Genomic DNA, 15,460 nt, shown 5'->3' on the forward strand with positions numbered 1-15,460 from the left:
CCTCCGGTGAGCAGAATGAGCAGAACGCGCACAGTGAGCACAAACGCGCCATCGACCGCCTCCGCCGCTTAAGGTGAGACTCGCATCACATCTGTCTTCAAAGGAGAAGCCGTGCCCAAGGCACCACCTGATTCCTCTGCGGAAACCTCTCATCCCACGCGGCGAATGTTCGGTCGCCTCGCCTACGGAGCGATTGCCGTGGCGGCGATCGGAACAGCGACGACGTATTCGGTCAGAGCCGCCTCGGCGAAGGGCGATCTGTCCTCGAATCTCACACTCATCGCTCCGGCCGGTGCCGGCGGCGGTTGGGATGGCTTCGCCCGCGAAACGCAGCAGGCGATGCGCGTGAATGCGCTGGCGGGCAACGCTCAGGTCGTCAACATCCCCGGCGCCGGCGGCACCATCGGTCTGGGCAAGTTCTCGACCATGCACGGCCAGGCCGACACCATCCTGGCCACCGGCACGGCCATGGTCGGCGGGATCGCTCTCAACGAGTCTCCCGTCGGCTTCGACGACACCACGCTGCTGGCCCGTGTGGCCGAGGACTACGATGTGCTCATCGCCGCCGCCGACGCGCCGTACGACACGCTCGACGATGTCATCTCCGCGTGGAAGAAGGATCCGAAGGGCTTCGTGTGGACGGGCGGCTCGGCCGGATCGGTCGACCATCTGACCATCGCCCAGCTGGCGCTGCTCGGCGGGATCTCCGCGGCCGACATCACCTATATTCCGAAGTCCGGCGGCGGTGAGGCGATCCAGACCCTGCTGTCGGGCACGACCGACTTCGCCTCCTGCGGCTTCAATGAGGTCTCGGACCAGATCGAGGCCGGTCGGGTCAAGGCCATCGGTGTCGCCGCACCCGAGCGCGTCAAGGGATTCGAGGATGTGCCGACCATGTCCGAACAGGGCTATGAGGTCACGCTGACGAACTGGCGCGGCTGGCTCGGGACGCCCGGCATCACCGACGACGAATCCGCGCAGCTGCTCGAGATCCTCCAGAAGACCCGCGACAGTGCGGCCTGGAAGGACGCGCTCGAGCGCAACAAGTGGACCGATGTGTGGCTGACCGGCCAGGAGTTCGCCGAGTTCGTCGAAGAGGACACCTCTCGGGTGGAGAAGCTGTTGAAGGAGTTGGGACTGTGAGCGCGCAGACGAACACACGGACGGGCCACCTCGGCGCCGGGACCTGGTGGCAGGGCCGATCGGGACTCGTCGTTCCGCTCATCATGGGGGCGTTCTCGACGTATCTGCTCATCGGGATCGTCACGATGGACGTCGCCGAGGATGCCGAGAAGCCGGGCCCGCAGTTCTTCCCGATGCTCATCATGCTCATCGGCTACGCGCTGACGATCCTGCTGACGATCGCCTACGTCCGCAATCCGGAACCGGTTGACGTCGATGAGGAGCTGCCCGCCGCGGCCGAGGAGGACGAGGCGTTCTCGACTCCGGTCACCTCGGCGGTGGCGGCCTCCCGCCTGTCCCCGCACGAGGAGGACGAACCGGCCGATGACCGCAGGGCCCTCGCCGAGGCGCGGGTCGCCGATTCGCAGCACCGCACGCACAGCGACTTCGTGTCCCTGGCCTGGGGCGCCGGCGGTTTCGCGGCCTTCGCGCTGCTCCTCGAGTTCGCCGGCTGGATCATCGCCGCGGCCCTCCTGTTCTGGTGCGTGGCCCGGTCGATGGGCTCGAAGAAGCCGCTGTTCGACCTCACCTTGGCACTGACGTTCTCGTCCCTGGTCTACCTCGCCTTCGCGGTGGCCCTGGGACTCAACCTTCCTTCGGGAATCCTGGGAGGTGGCTTCTGAGATGGACGCTCTTCAGTCCCTCTTCGAGGGCTTCGCACATGCTCTGACGCCGATGAACCTGCTGTGGGTGCTCGTCGGCTGCTTCCTCGGCACCGCCGTCGGCGTACTGCCGGGCCTCGGCTCGTCGATGGCGGTGGCGCTGCTGCTGCCGATGACCTTCGCGCTCGACCCCACGGGTGCTTTCATCATGTTCGCCGGCGTCTACTTCGGTGGGCTCTTCGGCGACTCGACGATGGCCATCCTCATGAACACTCCCGGGCAGGCCTCGGCGATCGCCTCGACCTTCGAAGGCCACAAGATGGCCAAGGACGGGCGCGCCCCGCAGGCTCTGGCCACGGCCGCGATCGGCGCGTTCATCGGCGGGTTCATCTCCTGCTTCCTCGTCGTCTTCATCGCCCCGGCGCTGGCGGACCTGTCGACGAGCTTCGGCCCGGCAGAGTTCTTCGCCCTGGCGCTCTTCGCCTTCGTCGCCACGTCCTCGGTGGTCGCCGATTCCGTGCTCAAGGGGCTCATGGCCCTCGTGCTCGGCATCGGATTCTCCGTCATCGGGATCGATTCGGTCTCGGGCACCGAGCGCTTCACCTTCGGTGTGCCCGAGCTCTTCGACGGCGTCTCCCTGGTGACGGTGACCGTGGGCATCCTGGCGCTCGGCGAGGTGTTCTTCATCGCCTCCCGGATCCGCCGCCAGGCCAAGGACAATACGATCAACTCCTCGGGCCGGCCGTTCCTGTCCCGCAGGGAGGTCGGGGAAGCGCTGCCGGCGTGGCTGCGCGGCACCGCGATCGGCCTGCCCTTCGGCGTGATCCCCGTCGGCGGTGCCGATGTGCCGACGTTCATGGCCTACGGGCTCGAGCGCAAGCTCGACTCCCGGCGCAGACATCCGCAGTTCGGCAAGGGTGCGATCCGCGGTCTGGCCGGCCCCGAGGCGGCCGGTTCGGCCACGACGGGCATCGCCATGGGTGCGCTGCTGGCTCTGGGTCTGCCGATCTCGGCGACCGCGGCGATCATGCTCGCGGCCTTCCGCCAGTACGGCATCCAGCCCGGGCCGCTGCTGTTCGACCGCTCCCCCGAACTCGTCTGGGGTCTGCTGGCGAGCTTCTTCGTCGCGATGATCGTCCTGCTCACCATCAACCTGCCCTTCGCTCCCCTGTGGGCGAAGCTGCTGAAGATCCCGGACCCGTACCTCTACGGCGGCATCGCGGTCTTCTGCGGGCTGGGCATCTACGCGACCTCGGCCTCGATCTTCGAGCTGCTCGTCCTGCTCGGCATCGGTATCATCAGCTTCGTGCTCAAACGCTACGGGGTGCCCCTGGCGCCGCTGATGATCGGCATGGTGCTCGGTCCCCTGGCGGAGTCGAATCTGCGCGACGCGCTGCTGGCCTCGGGCGGGGACGCCTCGGTGCTCGTGTCCTCACCGATCACGATCGTCCTCTACATCGTCCTCATCGGAGCGCTCGTCTACACCGGCGTCGGCCGGGTGCTGGCGCGCAGGCGGCAGAAGCAGGTTCCAGGGGAGGCCGCTGCGGAGGAGTCGCCGGTCTCCTGACGGGCACGAGCCTGCCTCACCGCCGCTCGTTCGAGCCGTCGCGCAGGTATCGAACCGGCCACGATTCGACAGCTGCGCGCGGGCTTGAACGAGGGTTTCAGCCCCTGTCGCGGTGCGCCTCCTGCTCGACGGCTCCGGGCAGGAGGCGACCGGCGCCCTTGAGGCCGAAGCTCGTGAGCAGCGCGGCGATGACGACGAGGACGACGGCGGCACCGGCTGCCCACTGCACACCAGTTTCGAAGGAGGCGACGGCCGCCTCGGCGATTCGATGCGCGCTCTGCCCGTCGAGTCCCGCGGTGTGCTCGAGGGCGGAGCCCAGAGTGTCGAACCGGGGCTGGTTCGCCGCGTCGCCGATGGCCGAATGCAGCGCCGAGCCGAAGACGAAGGTCGAGAGCCCGCCGAGGACGGCGGTGCCCATGACCGAACCGAATTCGTAGGCGGTCTCCGAGATCGCCGAGGCGGCCCCGGCCCTGTTCGCCGGAACTGCGGCGAGGATGAGGTCGTTCGTCACCACTTCGGCTGCCCCGAGGCCGATGCCGAGGATGAGGAAGGCGATGAGCATTCCCGTCACCGTGTGCTCGGGTGTGAATGCCACGATGCCCATGCCGACGGCGTTGAGCAGCAGGGCCGCGGGGACGACGACGCGCGGAGCGAAGCGGGCGACGATCGGGACCACGAGGTATCCGGCGACGATCGAGGTGACCAGCCCGGGGATGAGCACGAGTGCGGCTTGAACCGGGGAGAGTCCGAGGACGAGCTGGAGCAGCTGAGTGCCGAAGTAGAGGAACCCGGCCAGGCCCATGATGCTGAGCAGGTTCGAGGCCACCGCCGAGGTGAACACCGCATTGGCGAAGAGCCGGACGTCGAGCATCGGGGTCGGCAGCGCCAGCTGACGCAGCACGAAGCTCGCTCCCGCTCCGAGCGCCACGGACAGGGTCGCCCAGAACAGCATGTCCGGGCCCGTTGACATCGCATGTTTGATCGCGAACACCAAAGGCGCCAGCGCGAGCATCGACAGGACCATGGAGGCGGGGTCCACGCGGCCGGGGTCCGGGTCCCGCGACTCGGGCAGCAGCCAGATGGCCAGCGGGATGAACGCCGCGATGAGCGGCAGGTTGATGAAGAAGATCGAACCCCAGTGGAAGTGCTCGATGAGGACTCCGCCGACGATCGGGCCGAGGGCGGCGCCGCCGGAGAACATCGCGGCCCAGGTGGCGATCGCGATCCGTCGGTCCTTGTCGTCGGTGAAGATATTGCGGATCAGGGACAGCGTCGAGGGCATGAGGGTGGCACCGAAGATGCCGAGCAGTCCGCGGGCGATGATGAGCATCTCCGGGGAGACGGAGAACGCCGCCAGCAGGGACGCCGCCCCGAATCCCGCAGCGCCGATGACGAGCAGCCGCCTGCGGCCGATGCGGTCGCCGAGGCTGCCCATGACGACGAGGAGGCCGGCGAGCATGAGCGCATAGATGTCGACGATCCACAGCAGCTGCGTTCCCGTGGGGTGGAGACCGACGCTGATGGCCGGGATGGCGAACCCCAGAACCGTGTTGTCGACCGAGATCAGCAGCACGGGGATCATGAGCACGGCCAGGCCGGCCCATTCGCGCCGGCCGGCGCGCAGCTGTGGAGCGGTTGTCATCGTCATGAGCTTCACTGTACCGTCCAGACGGTACAGTTGGAAAGTGCGGCGACAGCCGGAACCGCGATGCTCAGGGAGGTCTCAGGTGGAATCAGGGAGGCTTCGGGCGGAAGCTGCCGTGCCGACACGTCACTTCGCACGCAGGCCCATCAGCTAGGCTCGAGGCCATGGCACGCAATCCGACGGAGACCAAAGAGAAGCTGCTCGACGCGTTCGACGCTCTGCTCGATGAGCGCGGAACGGCTGGTGCGACGCTCGACGCCGTGGCAGCGAAGGCCGGAGTCTCCAAGGGCGGACTGCTCTACCATTTCGGTTCGAAGGCGGAACTGGTCAACGGCAGCCTCGAACGCCTCGGGCGGTTGGTCGATGACGACGTCGCCTCAATGAAGGCCGCCGGCGAGCGCCTCGCCCTGTACTATCTCGAGACGTCCGCGGAGATCGGCACTCCCCTCGACCGCAGCCTCATCGCCGCGAGCTGCCTGGCCCAGGAGTACGAGGAGGCGAAGACGGCGCTGCGGGCGACTCGCGAAGCGTGGTTCGACGCGCTCAACGACCACCTCGGCGATGCCGATCTGGCGATGACCGTCCAGCTCATCGGCGACGGCATGTACTTCAACCAGAACTTCGGCCTCATCCAGGAAGAGGCGCTCGAGCATGTGAAGAACGTTCTCGCGAGGCTGGGCCTGCCAGAGGACTCCGGCACGGGATGAGGCCGTCGTTCGGCTGAAACGCAGGCCTCATCCCCCGCCTTCGGATGCCTGATCTCACTTGAGGTGGTGGACCTCCTGCAGCCCGTACACCGGAGTGTCGATGCCTTCGTGCCGGGCCTTGAGCTGCAGGGCCAGGTAGAGCGAGTAGTGCCGAGCCTGGTGGAGGTTGCCGCCCATGAACCACAGGTTCTCCTGTTGGGTGGGCTTCCACATATTGCGCTGCTCGCCCTCCCACGGGCCCGGGTCCTTGGTGGTCTCCGACCCCAGACCCCAGCACTTGCCGACCTTGTCCGCCGTCTCCTGGTCGACGAGGTCGGCGACCCAGCCGTTCATCGACCCGTAGCCGGTGGCGTAGACGACGAGGTCGGCCGGCAGCTCGGTCCCGTCATCGAGCACCACGGCGTCCTCGGTCAGGTGGTCGACCTGCCCCTTGGCGAGCCTGACCTTCCCATCGGCGACGAGCTCGGCCGCTCCGACGTCGATGTAGTAGCCCGAGCCGCGGCGCAGATACTTGAGGAACAGACCGGACTCGTCATCACCGAAGTCGAGGTCGAATCCGGCGTCCTCCATCCGCTGGTAGAAGTCCTTGTCGCGTTCCTTGATCTGGTCGTAGAGCGGGATCTGGAACTCGTGCATGATCCGATAGGGCAGGGAGGCGAAGGTGAGGTCCGCCTTCTCCGTCGTCACTCCGTTCGCCAGGGCCCGCTCCGAATAGAGGTCGCCGAGGCCGATCTCCATGAGCGAATCGCTCTTGACGATGTGCGTGCTCGACCGCTGCACCATCGTGACATCGGCATCGTTCTCATACAGGGCTCCGCAGATGTCGAAGGCGGAGTTGTTGCTGCCGATGACGACGACCTTCTTGCCGGCATAGGCGTCCGGTCCAGGATGCTGTGAGGAGTGCTGCTGTTCTCCCCTGAATGTGTCCGCGCCCGGGAAGGTCGGTACATTGGGCTTGCCCGACATCCCCGTGGCCATCACCAGATGGGTCGGTCGCAGCGTGATCTTCTCACCCCCGCGGTCGACGTCCACGGTCCACTGCCCGTTCGCCTCGTCATAGCTCGCCGAGGTGGCCGTCGTCGATGACCAGTACGGAATCTCCATCACCTTCGTGTAGAACTCCAGCCAATCGGCGATCTTGTCCTTGGGAGCGAAGACCGGCCAGTTGTCGGGGAACTTGAGATAGGGCAGATGGTCGTACCACACGGGATCGTGCAGGCACAGCGACTTGTACCGCGAGCGCCACTGGTCTCCGGGCCGCTCCCACCGGTCGACGACGAGGGCGGGAACACCCAGCTGACGCAGGCGAGCTCCGAGGGCGATTCCGCCCTGTCCCCCACCGACGACGAGGATGTACGGGTCGGCGGTCCTTCCCCAGGCCGCGTCCTCCTCGGCGAGTCTTTCCGACCAGCTCTTCCGTTCGGGATCGACACCGTGGACCGCTCCCTTGGGCCGCCGCGGCCCCTGCGGCTCCTCGTGGCCGGTCAGTTCCTGCAGCGCGGTGAGCACGGTCCAGGCTTTGGTCCCGTCTTCGTCGATGAGTCTCACGAGCCCTTTCCCTCGCCCCACCGAGGTGGTGAAGGTGAACCAGGCCTCGGTGACTCCGTCGGCGGTCGCGGCGGGTTCACTGAGTTCGAAGTCCGATGGAGAGACCCGGTCGAGGTTGTGGGTCAGCAGGTCGGTGACCCCGTCGGGGTTCTCGACCGTCTTGAGGTTCCAGGTGAAGGACACCAGGTCCCTCCAATAGCTGGCGGTGGCGAACAGTCCCGCCGCGGCCGGGATGTCACGGCGGCTGAGCGCGGACTCGAAGTCCTGCAGCCACCTCGTGGCGATGTCATCAGCGGTCAATTGCGGTCGCTCGATCGTCGTGGTCATCTCTTTCCTCCTCATTGAGTTCAGTGGCTTCACGCTATGCCGGACGCCGAGGTTCGCAGAAGAGTTGCATCGAGTTGCACGGCCGCGCCGTGCACATGGTCAGGGGCGGTGACTCTGCCTATACTCGAGTCATGCCTCAGCCGGACCTGGCACATCTCGCCAGAGATCTGACACGCATTCACGATGCTGTGATCACCGGGGCCTCACCGCCGGTGCAGCCACGCGCGCTCGTCAGGCGCTCGTGGGAGAGAATGCTGCGCCTGGGCCTCGACCCCGCCGGGGCCAACCGTCGCGTCGTCGATGACGGTGCGGAGGTCGAATCGCGCCGCCAACGGTCGAAGCTGCGGCTGGTCGTCGAAGAGATGAAGTCGGTCCTGCTCAGGAGCCCGGACACCGCGCCCTTCATCCTCGTCGTCACCGATGCCGATGGGGTCATCCTGTGGCGTGACGGCGCCGCCTCCGCCCGCCGTCAGGCCGATGGCCTCGGCTTCGTCGAGGGGGCGCACTGGTCCGAGTCGGTCGTCGGCACGAATGCCATCGGCACCGCCCTGACCGAGGAATCGCCGGTCCAGCTGTTCTCCGCCGAGCACTTCGAATCCACCCAGCACCCGTGGTACTGCAGCGCCGTGCCCGTGCACGATCCGCACGACGGGACCCTCTTGGGCGTCGTCGACATCAGCGGACCGGCGCTCACCCTCCACCCGGCGGTGCGGTCGCTGGTGACGACGGCGGTGCGGCTGGCCGAGGCCAGACTGATGATCGTCCGACAGGAGCAGCTGAACAGTCTGCGCGATCGCATGTCGACCGTGCTCGCCGGCACTCCGGGCCCGGCCCTGGTCGTCGACGATGCCGGATGGGTCGCCTACCAGCAGGGTGTGCGCAGCCGAGACCGCATCGAAGCGCCCACCCCCGACCGTTCGATCCTCATCCCCGGTGCGGGCCTGTGCCTGCCGGAGAAGATCACCGGAGGGTGGCTGCTGCGCCCTTCGGGTGACGGGGCGGGCCAGCCGGTCTCGGTCACTCTCCGACTCTCGGCCGACCCGGCCGTGGTCGAGATCGACTCGACCACCGAACCGCTGACGATCCCGCTCACCCCGCGCCGAGCGCAGATCCTCGCGGCGATCACCGAGGCGGGGCCCGCCGGCATCAGCGCCTCGCAGCTCAGTCGCACGCTCTACGGGGATGCCGATCACCTGGTCACGGTCCGTGCCGAGGTCTCGCGCCTGCGCCGTTCGATCGGGGCGCTGCTGGCTACGCGGCCCTACCGTTGGGCCGAGGGCGTGCTCGCCCGGTCCGACGACTCCGCGTCCCCTTGAGGTCGGCGTGCCTGCCGCCGCGGAGGTCGGCGCCGCCTGCCGCGGAGGTCAGCGCCGCCTGCCGCGGCCCCGACTGCCGTGCCCGATCCGAACGCTCAGGACCGACCCTGCCGGTCAGGGCTGGGAATCGCGCTCCACACGAGCGCCGCGACCTCCTCTGAGACTCTCAGCCCGAAATCCTCCGTGAGCACGCGTGAGAAATCCGCGGCATCGGCGATCGTCCTCTCCCGGCGCTCGGGCGTCGAACCATAGCGGACGTACCGCAGCTGCCGACCCTCCGCGGTCAGCTTGCCCCCATCGGGCAGCATTCGGACGAGAACCGGTGCGCCCGTGAACCGGGTCCCGGGCCTCGTCGAGGTGTACCAGTTCGAGACTTCGATGTCGGAGCGCTGACGAGGAACGTCAGCGAAGGCATAGACCGTGCGGAAGTCCTGGTCTTCGGCGGTCCGGGACTGCAGGGCCCATTCGGCCTCGGCGCGCATGTCGGGCTCGAGCACCGACTCCGCCGGCACGATGCGGTGCTCCCCTCGCGCCGTCGTCCGCGCACCGCCGGTCAGCGGCAGCGCGAGTTCGGGTGTCCCTCCGCCGAAGCCCGGATCGACGAGGTGCCGCTGAGAGCCGAGCTCGACGATCGTCGCCTGGTGGGTCAGCCCGCCCGGTTCGGCACGTCCGGCGCCGAGGTGGACGCGCGCCAGCACCGGATGCACTGCCAGTCCCAGCTCTGCGAGGGCTGTGCGGATGAGCACCGCGTGTTCGTGGCAGTACCCGCCGCGGCGGTCGTCGAGGAGTTTGTCGGCCACCTCGTCGGGAGAGACGGAGACGGCTCGGACCTCGCCGCGGACACGAGCAGTCACGACGTCGAGGTTCTCGAAGCAGATCGCGTGCACGTGGGCGGCGATGATCTCGTCGAGCAGATCGATGACCTGACCCGTCGATCCTGCGGCCCTTCGCCTCAGTTCGGGCACGGACTCGCCCAGGCCGAGGCGATCGGCGTACCGCTCCACCAACGAGGACGACATGGTCAGTTTCCGTGTGGCACGATCACCGCGCGCCGGCTCAGTTCGCCGGCTTGGAGTTTCCGGTAGGCGTCCAAGCCATCGTCAAGACTGTAGCGTTCGATATCGGGCACGATCTGACCCGCTCGGTACATGTCGACGACTTCGTGGAGTTCTTCGATGGTTCCCCAGTAGGTATTCGTCAGCGTCGACTCGTACGGCGTTGTGAAGAACGACCACTCATAGGATCCTCCGGCAACTCCGACGATCGTGCAGCGGCCCATCCGGGCCATCGACTGCGCGGCAACGGCTACGGTCGGCCCTACCCCGACGAAGTCGAATGCGGCGTCCACGCCTTTGCCTCCGGTGATCTCGCGGATCCGCTCGGCCTGATCCTCACCGCCTGTGACTGTGATGGCGCCGGCTTCGCGGGCCTTGGCCATCGCTTCCTCCTTCATGTCGGTGGCGATGACAGTCGCTCCAGTGAGGGCACGGAGGATTTGCACGGCGATCTGACCGAGTCCGCCCAGACCGATCACCAGCGCGAATCGTCCACCTCCGTTCAGATTCGGCAGAGAGTCCTTGATTGCGTGGTACGGAGTCAAGCCGGCGTCCGACAACGGTGCCGCTGCCACTGGGTCGACTTCTCCGAGAGCCACCAAATTGCGCGCGGGCACTGTCACATATTCCGCCATCCCACCGTCGCGGCCGAGGCCGATTCCCAGATAGGGGTTGGTCGCAGCGTTCTCGCAGTAGGTGTCCTGACCGCGCGAGCAAGCGCGACAGCGGCCACACCCGACGGGGCCGTAGACGAGGTAAGCATCACCTTCAGTCAGCCCTTCGACTCCCGGACCGAGCTCTTCGATCCAGCCCGAGTTCTCATGACCGAGGACGAACGGAGGCGGAACAGCACCGGGACCGCCCTTCTCGAATTCGTCGTAGATGGCAACGTCTGAATGGCAAGCTCCGGCGCCCGCAACCTTGAGCAGGACTTCGCCTGGTCCCGGGGTGGGGCGTTCAACTTCTTTGAGCGTGGGGAATGTCTTGAAGTCCTCGAACACGATCGCCTTCATCGAGTGTTCTCCTTTCGTCCTGCACAGGAGCGGCAGGTCCGCTTCTTACTCTCAGCCTAGTCCGCGAACACAGAAGCTCCCCCGTTGCAGTTGTGAGGTCTGAGACAACTCCCATCATCTCGGCCGACATTCGACGGCTCTCCCCGGAATGGCCTCACTCCACACCGGCGCCCCGGTACGTGCCGAGGCACCAGAGCACTCCTTCGGGGTCCTGGACGCAGAAGTCGAGTGAGCCGTAGTCCTGTTCGGTCAGGCCCATGACTTCGACTGCGCCTGCGGCGATGGCTCGGTGGTAGAGCTCCTCCACGTCGTCGGCGGCGATGTAAACCGACCCCGAGGCGACCGACGTCTTCGTCATCACGCCCTCGTCGCGGGCGGATCCGAGCATGATCCCGCCCCCCCGCCGGGCCATCGGAGTTCGGCATGGTCGATCCTCTGCGGGTCATCGGAGTTCTCGTACTTCGCCGCGACTTCGAAGCCGAAAGCGGCCTCCAGGAATGCGATCGCGGCGGAGGCGTCGCGATATCTGAAGGTGGGCCAGATGTTCGCTGTGGTGGGGTTCGACATGGCAATTCCTTTCCTCTGCGTTCGTCGTCCCTCCAGCGTGACCCGCCTCGGCGGGTGTGGGCTTGGACAAATGGGAACTGCGGCCGGATCCCTACACGGTGCGTTCGCTGCCGACGGTTCCGCGCCGGGCGACGGGGTCGTCCTGCAGCCACCGGCCCGGGGTGGTCTCGGCCAGTCGGCGGAAGTCGCGGTTGAGATGGGACTGGTCGGCGTATCCGCAGACGGCGGAGATCTCGGCCAGCGAGCCCGCCTGTGCCGAGATCAGCCGTCTGGCGCGGTCGAAGCGCAGGACACGGGCGGCTTCCTTGGGACCGATCCCGAACTCTGCGCTGAAGACTGCGTTGAGATGTCGTCGGCTCCATCCGATCTGATCGGCCACGAGCGAGATCGGCAGGCCGCCGTGGCCGGCCGCTATCTGCTTCCAGGCCTCGAGCAGCTCCGGACGCGGGCCCGCGGAACCGCGCGGGGGTGCGGGCCGGGGACCCGCCTCGGCGGCGGTGCGCAGCAGAACCTCATCGACGGCGTCGAACCGGGCGTCCCAGGTCAGCGCCGAGTTCACCCGGTCGTGGAGCTCGGCGGCGATGGTCCGGGAGTCCTCGACGAGGTCGTAGGTGCGGTGGGCGAACTCGGCGGCGGGCATCCCGAAGAGGGCCCGGGGCGCGAAGGGGGTGAAGTTGATCTGGATCCCGGCCATCGCGCCGCTGTGGCGGATGTGAGTCGGCCGCAGGTGCAGGCCGGCCAGGAGGACGTCGAACGATGCGGCCGATCCGGTCCCCGCCTCGACCTGCGTCAGCGGCGCGTCGATCGAGACGATGAAGGTCAGCGCTCCCGAGGGCAGCCCCAGATGCGTTCCCGCGGCCACGCCGAAGATGTCGTAGCCGACGTAGTCACCGACGAACGGTCGCAGGCGCGGGTGCGGCCTGCGAATGAGCTCGTCGGGTCGCACGGACATGGCGCCAGTGTAGGCCCACGACCTCGGAGAAGGCTCGGCCGAACGCCGGCGGCACCGGTCAATCAGCCGCGCAGTACGACCTCGCGGGTATGGGTGCTGCGGGCGCGGACGTGTCTGTCCTGGCTGGCGAAGGCCCCGATGAGGACGGAGGCTGCGGCCACGCCGATCCACCGCGGTCGCAGCCGTCCGGCGATCGAGGGAGTGATGAGGCAGGTCAGGATCGCGGGGAAGGCGGAGAAGGACAGCATCCAGCCCGCCCGGTACGCGGCCATGCCGCTTTCCTGGAAGATCGCGGGAACCCAGGTCAGCGCCGCGTAGTAGCTCATCGACTGCAGTCCCATGAAGCCGGTGACCGCCCAGGCGATGGGGTCGGTGAGGATCGACCGGAAGGGCGGTTCCCCGCTCTCGCTGGGCGAGTCCGCCGCGTCCGATCCGGCGGCGCCTCCCGGGTTCGAGAAGCTCGCCGGGCGCCGCACCATCTGCGGGATCCACAGCAGAGCCGCCAGTACGGCCGGGATCGCCCAGATCCCCAGCGCCCAGCGCCAGGATCCGCCGACGACGGCCATCACCGGCACCGTCAGTCCGGAGGCGAGCGCCGCCCCGAGGAACAGCGCCGTCGAGTACAGACCCATCATCAGCCCGGCACGATGGGAGAAGTCGCTCTTGATCGCCGTCGGCAGCAGCACATTGCCGACGGCGATGGCCGCGCCCACGAGCACGGTGCCGGCGAAGAGCGCGAGCAGGCTCGGCTGCAGTCGCAGGCCGATGCCGGCGGCGAGGACGATCATGAGGATCCCGAGCACCCGATGCATGCCGAACCTGCGTGTCAGCGCGGGGGTGAGGAACGCGAACGCGCCGAAGGCGAAGACCGGAATCGTCGTCAGCAGACTGCCCACCGCGGCGCTGAGACCGGTATCGCCGAGGATGTCCCCGAGCACCGGCCCCACCGAGGCGACCCCGATGCGCAGGTTGAGACCGATGAGGATCAATCCCGCCCCCAGCACCAGCAGACTCAGCCGGCCCCGACCGCCGCCAGTCGTCATGCGCCGAGGTGGCTCGACGATGGTCATGCCCTCCTCGGTGAGGCGGAGGTCCGATTCGGCGTTCGGGTCGAGTCTCTTCATGTCGTCCTTATCGTTCAGGGCGGTCTTTCGGTCCTCCCCCATTCAAGCGAGGCCCGCCTCGGCGGAGAACCGGTAAACTGACTCGGAATGAACAAATTCAGCCACGAATCCCTCAGTCCGGAGCATGGGCATCGACGTAAAGGATGGCCACGGGTCTCGCTGCAGGGCATTCCCCATCTCTTCCTGCAGGACTGTTCCGAACCTCGCGTCGGCTGAACCTAAACTGGAAGTCCGAAGAGAGGACACATATGTCGGGTTTGGTTGCGGCTCATGGCTCGTTCGATCCGAAGGTCGGGCTGCGGATGCTGGAGAGACTCACTCACCGTGGCCCTCATGGTCAGGGCCATTGGCAGACCGACGACGCATGGCTGGGCAGCCGCTATCTGTCAATCGTCGATCCGCAGTCCGGAGATCAGCCGTTGACCGGCGGTGCCGAGCGCGGCATCTGCTTGGTCGGCGACGGGATGATCCACAATCATCGCCGCATTCGCGCCGCAGCGGGCGCTGACCGCTTCTACACCGCTTCCGACCTCGAGGCGGCCATTGTGCTCTTCGAAGACCACGGTGCAGCGGCATTCGAGCGGATGTGGGGGCCGTTCGCCCTGGCCATCGCCGGCCCGAACCACGAATTCGCGGTCGGACGCGATGTACTGGGGCTCTCTCCGCTGTACTGGGTCCGTGATGGCGAGACAACCCTCTTCGCCTCCGAGATGAAGGCGTTCGACAAGCATCTGCGGCCCCGTGTGGAGCCTTTTCCTCCTGGCCATGTGTGGACACCGGAGAACGGACTCGAGGCCATTCGTGAGTTCCCCGGCGCCTCACCCGTTCTGCTGCAGAGCCGCGCCCCGTACGAGGAGCCGCCGGAGTGGGTCTTCGACGCCATCCGCGAGACGCTCGTCCGAGCCGTCGAACGGTCCGTGGACAGTCAGCAGCCGGTCGGTGTGCTGCTGTCCGGCGGCGTCGATTCGAGCATTCTCACTGCGATCGCCGCTCGCCGCAGTGCGGCGACTGGACGCAGACTCAAGACCTTCGCCGTCGGTCTGGCCGACAGCGGCGACCTGCGCGCCGCGCGAGCTGTCGCGGATTTCTGGGATACTGACCACCGCGAACTCGTCTACACCGCCGAAGACGCTATCGAAGCGGTGCCCGAGGTGATCGCCGGTCTCGAGTCCTTTGACCCGACGCTCGTGCACTCGGCAGTGCCGAACTTCTTCGTCTCCAGATTGGCCGCACGACATGTCAAGATCGTCCTGGTCGGCGAGGGTGCCGATGAACTCTTCGCCGGATACACCCATTACGGACGATATGATGTGGGCGAGGAGTTGCACGCCGAACTGCTCCACACGCTCAAGGGGATGCACATCGGCGGACTGCAGCGGGTGGACCGAGTCGCCGGGGCTCTCGGCGTCGAACCCCGCCTCCCCTTCCTCGACCTCGACATGGTGGAACTGGCCATGGCCCTGGCCCCGGAATGGAAGCTGGTCACCGACTCCCGCCCTGCCAAGTGGCTGCTGCGACGCGCCTTTGACGGGTGGTTGCCCGATGGGGTGCTGTGGCGACGCAAAGAGCAGTTCGGCGAAGGCACAGGAATGAACGATGTGCTCCGAGAGCATTTCGAATCCATGGTCACCGCGCAGGAATTCGAAGCCGAAGCCGATGTCCTGCAGCCTCCGCTGCGAACTTATGAGGAACTCGTCTACTACCGTATGTTCACCCGTTCGCTCGAGGGCGTCGACGCCGGTGTCACGGTCGGCAGATTCGCTGACGCTTAGAACACATCCTGCTGACACGGCAACATGTCGAAACGACCGAGTCCGATCGGCCCCACAGGAGAAGATCCCCAGCTCAGCGCATG

14 protein-coding genes are annotated in these 15,460 nt (G+C 67.0%); 6 read left to right on the forward strand and 8 right to left on the reverse strand.

What is annotated here, in order from left to right; translation table 11 throughout:
- Positions 1-111: 111 nt before the first annotated feature.
- Genes IG171_RS13540 through IG171_RS13550 form a run of 3 tightly spaced genes read left to right on the forward strand, consistent with a single transcriptional unit; the run spans position 112 to position 3,351 of the window.
- Positions 112-1,143 carry a tripartite tricarboxylate transporter substrate-binding protein gene (locus IG171_RS13540; RefSeq protein ID WP_249203695.1) on the forward strand — a complete coding sequence of 344 codons (1,032 nt, stop codon included), beginning with the start codon at positions 112-114 and terminating at the stop codon, positions 1,141-1,143.
- Positions 1,140-1,805, forward strand: coding sequence for a tripartite tricarboxylate transporter TctB family protein (locus tag IG171_RS13545; RefSeq protein ID WP_212127925.1), 666 nt, complete (start codon positions 1,140-1,142; stop codon positions 1,803-1,805). The genes IG171_RS13540 and IG171_RS13545 overlap by 4 nt, the downstream gene beginning before the upstream one ends.
- A gap of 1 nt (position 1,806) precedes the next feature.
- Positions 1,807-3,351: a tripartite tricarboxylate transporter permease gene (locus IG171_RS13550; RefSeq protein ID WP_212127926.1), complete on the forward strand. Its 1,545-nt coding sequence runs from the start codon at positions 1,807-1,809 to the stop codon at positions 3,349-3,351.
- 97 nt (positions 3,352-3,448) lie between these two features.
- Here IG171_RS13550 and IG171_RS13555 read toward each other — a convergent pair whose 3' ends face one another.
- Positions 3,449-4,999 carry an MFS transporter gene (locus tag IG171_RS13555; protein ID WP_212127927.1) on the reverse strand — a complete coding sequence of 517 codons (1,551 nt, stop codon included), beginning with the start codon at positions 4,997-4,999 and terminating at the stop codon, positions 3,449-3,451.
- A 161-nt stretch (positions 5,000-5,160) separates the two neighbouring features.
- Between IG171_RS13555 and IG171_RS13560 the strand changes: the two genes are divergently transcribed.
- A complete protein-coding gene (locus IG171_RS13560) occupies positions 5,161-5,703 on the forward strand; it encodes a TetR/AcrR family transcriptional regulator (RefSeq protein ID WP_212127928.1) in 543 nt (180 codons plus the stop codon).
- Between the two features lie 54 nt (positions 5,704-5,757).
- Here the strand turns inward: IG171_RS13560 and IG171_RS13565 are convergent, their stop codons facing one another.
- The gene (locus tag IG171_RS13565; RefSeq protein ID WP_212127929.1) at positions 5,758-7,578 is read right to left on the reverse strand and encodes an NAD(P)/FAD-dependent oxidoreductase; all 1,821 of its coding nucleotides are present in this window, start codon (positions 7,576-7,578) and stop codon (positions 5,758-5,760) included.
- Between the two features lie 131 nt (positions 7,579-7,709).
- Between IG171_RS13565 and IG171_RS13570 the strand changes: the two genes are divergently transcribed.
- Positions 7,710-8,894, forward strand: coding sequence for a GAF domain-containing protein (locus IG171_RS13570; RefSeq protein WP_249203696.1), 1,185 nt, complete (start codon positions 7,710-7,712; stop codon positions 8,892-8,894).
- A 95-nt stretch (positions 8,895-8,989) separates the two neighbouring features.
- On the opposite strand, the gene IG171_RS13575 is transcribed toward IG171_RS13570, so the two are convergent.
- The 6 genes from IG171_RS13575 to IG171_RS13595 form a co-directional block, all read right to left on the reverse strand.
- Positions 8,990-9,913 (reverse strand): arylamine N-acetyltransferase, encoded by a 924-nt coding sequence (locus IG171_RS13575; RefSeq protein ID WP_212127930.1) that lies wholly within the window; start codon positions 9,911-9,913, stop codon positions 8,990-8,992.
- Between the two features lie 2 nt (positions 9,914-9,915).
- Entirely contained in the window at positions 9,916-10,962 is a 1,047-nt protein-coding gene (locus tag IG171_RS13580) for an NAD(P)-dependent alcohol dehydrogenase (protein WP_212127931.1), read from the reverse strand.
- 154 nt (positions 10,963-11,116) lie between these two features.
- Complete coding sequence (locus IG171_RS19100) at positions 11,117-11,320, reverse strand: VOC family protein (RefSeq protein WP_249203697.1); 204 nt, start codon at positions 11,318-11,320, stop codon at positions 11,117-11,119.
- Positions 11,320-11,529, reverse strand: a complete 210-nt coding sequence (locus tag IG171_RS19105; protein WP_249203698.1) for a hypothetical protein — start codon at positions 11,527-11,529, stop codon at positions 11,320-11,322. The genes IG171_RS19100 and IG171_RS19105 overlap by 1 nt, the downstream gene beginning before the upstream one ends.
- Before the next feature lie 91 nt (positions 11,530-11,620).
- Positions 11,621-12,481: a helix-turn-helix transcriptional regulator gene (locus tag IG171_RS13590; RefSeq protein ID WP_212127932.1), complete on the reverse strand. Its 861-nt coding sequence runs from the start codon at positions 12,479-12,481 to the stop codon at positions 11,621-11,623.
- A gap of 62 nt (positions 12,482-12,543) precedes the next feature.
- A complete protein-coding gene (locus IG171_RS13595) occupies positions 12,544-13,605 on the reverse strand; it encodes an MFS transporter (protein ID WP_212127933.1) in 1,062 nt (353 codons plus the stop codon).
- Positions 13,606-13,853: 248 nt separating this feature from the next.
- Here IG171_RS13595 and IG171_RS13600 point away from each other — a divergent pair, with 248 nt between their 5' ends.
- On the forward strand, positions 13,854-15,377 hold the full coding sequence (locus IG171_RS13600) for an asparagine synthase-related protein (RefSeq protein ID WP_212127934.1): 1,524 nt from the start codon (positions 13,854-13,856) through the stop codon (positions 15,375-15,377).
- The last annotated feature ends 83 nt before the right edge of the window (positions 15,378-15,460 follow it).

It is taken from the genome of Brevibacterium sp. SMBL_HHYL_HB1, assembly GCF_018208375.1.
GTDB classification, from domain to species: domain Bacteria; phylum Actinomycetota; class Actinomycetes; order Actinomycetales; family Brevibacteriaceae; genus Brevibacterium; species Brevibacterium intestinavium.

Bases quoted from the DNA above. Each gene is read 5' to 3' on its own strand.
- IG171_RS13600 (WP_212127934.1), top strand. From the start codon at position 13,854: ATGTCGGGTTTGGTTGCGGCTCATGGCTCGTTCGATCCGAAGGTCGGG.
- IG171_RS13550 (WP_212127926.1), top strand. From the start codon at position 1,807: ATGGACGCTCTTCAGTCCCTCTTCGAGGGCTTCGCACATGCTCTGACG.
- IG171_RS13580 (WP_212127931.1), bottom strand. From the start codon at position 10,962: ATGAAGGCGATCGTGTTCGAGGACTTCAAGACATTCCCCACGCTCAAA.
- IG171_RS19100 (WP_249203697.1), bottom strand. From the start codon at position 11,320: ATGACGAAGACGTCGGTCGCCTCGGGGTCGGTTTACATCGCCGCCGAC.
- IG171_RS13590 (WP_212127932.1), bottom strand. From the start codon at position 12,481: ATGTCCGTGCGACCCGACGAGCTCATTCGCAGGCCGCACCCGCGCCTG.
- IG171_RS19105 (WP_249203698.1), bottom strand. From the start codon at position 11,529: ATGTCGAACCCCACCACAGCGAACATCTGGCCCACCTTCAGATATCGC.
- IG171_RS13570 (WP_249203696.1), top strand. From the start codon at position 7,710: ATGCCTCAGCCGGACCTGGCACATCTCGCCAGAGATCTGACACGCATT.
- IG171_RS13595 (WP_212127933.1), bottom strand. From the start codon at position 13,605: ATGAAGAGACTCGACCCGAACGCCGAATCGGACCTCCGCCTCACCGAG.
- IG171_RS13565 (WP_212127929.1), bottom strand. From the start codon at position 7,578: ATGACCACGACGATCGAGCGACCGCAATTGACCGCTGATGACATCGCC.
- IG171_RS13575 (WP_212127930.1), bottom strand. From the start codon at position 9,913: ATGTCGTCCTCGTTGGTGGAGCGGTACGCCGATCGCCTCGGCCTGGGC.
- IG171_RS13555 (WP_212127927.1), bottom strand. From the start codon at position 4,999: ATGACGATGACAACCGCTCCACAGCTGCGCGCCGGCCGGCGCGAATGG.
- IG171_RS13560 (WP_212127928.1), top strand. From the start codon at position 5,161: ATGGCACGCAATCCGACGGAGACCAAAGAGAAGCTGCTCGACGCGTTC.